19 tRNA genes are annotated in these 2,075 nt (G+C 50.1%); all 19 read left to right on the top strand.

Annotation, left to right across the window (positions count from 1 at the left end):
* The first annotated feature begins 2 nt into the window (after positions 1–2).
* Positions 3–78 (top strand) — tRNA-Val (locus KK925_RS10450).
* Positions 79–94: 16 nt separating this feature from the next.
* Positions 95–170, top strand: a tRNA-Thr gene (locus KK925_RS10445).
* A 127-nt stretch (positions 171–297) separates the two neighbouring features.
* Positions 298–373, top strand: a tRNA-Lys gene (locus tag KK925_RS10440).
* 14 nt (positions 374–387) lie between these two features.
* Positions 388–472, top strand: a tRNA-Leu gene (locus KK925_RS10435).
* 13 nt (positions 473–485) lie between these two features.
* A tRNA-Gly gene (locus KK925_RS10430) sits at positions 486–560 on the top strand.
* 5 nt (positions 561–565) lie between these two features.
* A tRNA-Leu gene (locus tag KK925_RS10425) sits at positions 566–654 on the top strand.
* Between the two features lie 21 nt (positions 655–675).
* Positions 676–752 (top strand) — tRNA-Arg (locus KK925_RS10420).
* A gap of 7 nt (positions 753–759) precedes the next feature.
* Positions 760–836, top strand: a tRNA-Pro gene (locus KK925_RS10415).
* Positions 837–863: 27 nt separating this feature from the next.
* Positions 864–939, top strand: a tRNA-Ala gene (locus KK925_RS10410).
* A 17-nt stretch (positions 940–956) separates the two neighbouring features.
* A tRNA-Met gene (locus KK925_RS10405) sits at positions 957–1,033 on the top strand.
* Positions 1,034–1,051: 18 nt separating this feature from the next.
* Positions 1,052–1,128: transfer RNA gene (locus KK925_RS10400), tRNA-Ile, on the top strand.
* Positions 1,129–1,144: 16 nt separating this feature from the next.
* Positions 1,145–1,237: transfer RNA gene (locus tag KK925_RS10395), tRNA-Ser, on the top strand.
* 168 nt (positions 1,238–1,405) lie between these two features.
* Positions 1,406–1,479 (top strand) — tRNA-Met (locus tag KK925_RS10390).
* Between the two features lie 3 nt (positions 1,480–1,482).
* A tRNA-Asp gene (locus KK925_RS10385) sits at positions 1,483–1,559 on the top strand.
* A 41-nt stretch (positions 1,560–1,600) separates the two neighbouring features.
* A tRNA-Phe gene (locus tag KK925_RS10380) sits at positions 1,601–1,676 on the top strand.
* Between the two features lie 24 nt (positions 1,677–1,700).
* Positions 1,701–1,776, top strand: a tRNA-His gene (locus KK925_RS10375).
* A gap of 14 nt (positions 1,777–1,790) precedes the next feature.
* A tRNA-Gly gene (locus tag KK925_RS10370) sits at positions 1,791–1,864 on the top strand.
* 4 nt (positions 1,865–1,868) lie between these two features.
* A tRNA-Ile gene (locus tag KK925_RS10365) sits at positions 1,869–1,945 on the top strand.
* A 9-nt stretch (positions 1,946–1,954) separates the two neighbouring features.
* A tRNA-Asn gene (locus tag KK925_RS10360) sits at positions 1,955–2,029 on the top strand.
* The last annotated feature ends 46 nt before the right edge of the window (positions 2,030–2,075 follow it).

The raw sequence follows: 2,075 nt of genomic DNA, 5'->3' as shown, positions 1-2,075 counted from the left end.
ATGGAGGATTAGCTCAGCTGGGAGAGCATCTGCCTTACAAGCAGAGGGTCGGCGGTTCGATCCCGTCATCCTCCACCATTTATATAATGTATATGCCGGCCTAGCTCAATTGGTAGAGCAACTGACTTGTAATCAGTAGGTTGGGGGTTCAAGTCCTCTGGCCGGCACCATTTTTATCAGTAATATTTTAGTCGTAAAACAGCAATTCAACATTAATAAACTAGCTGAGATGTTACCCATCGGCCACTGCTTCGAAAGGCAAAACAGATGAGAATATCTAACGACAGAATATAAGTTGAGCCATTAGCTCAGTCGGTAGAGCATCTGACTTTTAATCAGAGGGTCGAAGGTTCGAGTCCTTCATGGCTCACCATTTTATAATCATTTGCGGGTGTGGCGGAATTGGCAGACGCACCAGACTTAGGATCTGGCGCCGCAAGGCGTGGGGGTTCGACTCCCTTCACCCGCACCATTTAAATAAAGATGCGGAAGTAGTTCAGTGGTAGAACATCACCTTGCCAAGGTGAGGGTCGCGGGTTCGAGCCCCGTCTTCCGCTCCATGATTGCCGGGGTGGCGGAACTGGCAGACGCACAGGACTTAAAATCCTGCGGTAGGTGACTACCGTACCGGTTCGATTCCGGTCCTCGGCACCATTTTTAATAAAGTAAGCACTTGCGCCCGTAGCTCAATTGGATAGAGCGTCTGACTACGGATCAGAAGGTTATGGGTTCGACTCCTTTCGGGCGCGCCAATAAAATCGGGAAGTAGCTCAGCTTGGTAGAGCACTTGGTTTGGGACCAAGGGGTCGCAGGTTCGAATCCTGTCTTCCCGACCATTATAGTCAACATATAACCTTGTTTGTGGGGGATTAGCTCAGCTGGGAGAGCGCCTGCTTTGCACGCAGGAGGTCAGCGGTTCGATCCCGCTATCCTCCACCATATACAATCAATCATTTGGCGGTGTAGCTCAGCTGGCTAGAGCGTACGGTTCATACCCGTAAGGTCGGGGGTTCGATCCCCTCCGCCGCTACCAATTATTTTAAGTAAATATGGACCTTTAGCTCAGCTGGTTAGAGCAGACGGCTCATAACCGTCCGGTCGTAGGTTCGAGTCCTACAAGGTCCACCATGAATATTTTTTGTACGGAGGAATACCCAAGTCCGGCTGAAGGGATCGGTCTTGAAAACCGACAGGCGGGTTAAACCGCGCGGGGGTTCGAATCCCTCTTCCTCCGCCATATTATTTGTTTTTTATTAATATTTCTATTGTCGCGGGGTGGAGCACGTTCGAATAACCTTCTTCGAATGTTCTACAGCGCACCGATTGAGCAACAGCTTGAATAAGCTTTCTGAAATCGGGGCGGTCATCCTAAAAGCATGATAATGCTAAGTAATATTTCTATTGTCGCGGGGTGGAGCAGTCCGGTAGCTCGTCGGGCTCATAACCCGAAGGTCGCAGGTTCAAATCCTGCCCCCGCAATTTGGTCTGGTAGTTCAGCTGGTTAGAATGCCTGCCTGTCACGCAGGAGGTCGCGGGTTCGAGTCCCGTCCAGACCGCCATTTTTAAAAAAGTTTGTTTCAATCCTTCTTATTGTTAATACGGCTCGGTAGCTCAGTCGGTAGAGCAAAGGACTGAAAATCCTTGTGTCGGCGGTTCGATTCCGTCCCGAGCCACCATTTGTTTGCCATTTTAATATAATGGCGGCTGTGGCGAAGTGGTTAACGCACCAGATTGTGGCTCTGGCATTCGTGGGTTCGATTCCCACTAGTCGCCCCATTAAAATAAGATATGCGGGTGTAGTTTAATGGTAAAACTCCAGCCTTCCAAGCTGATGTCGTGGGTTCGATTCCCATCACCCGCTCCATTTTGGGCCTATAGCTCAGCTGGTTAGAGCGCACGCCTGATAAGCGTGAGGTCGATGGTTCAAGTCCATTTAGGCCCACCATATTAATATTCCGCAGTAGCTCAGTGGTAGAGCTATCGGCTGTTAACCGATCGGTCGTAGGTTCGAATCCTACCTGCGGAGCCATAATAGAGAAGTACCCAAGTGGCTCAAGGGGCTCCCCTGCTAAGGG

Source organism: Candidatus Methylacidithermus pantelleriae (assembly GCF_905250085.1).
Classification (GTDB): Bacteria; Verrucomicrobiota; Verrucomicrobiia; order Methylacidiphilales; family Methylacidiphilaceae; genus Methylacidithermus; species Methylacidithermus pantelleriae.
This window is presented reverse-complemented; position numbering and strand designations above follow the sequence as displayed.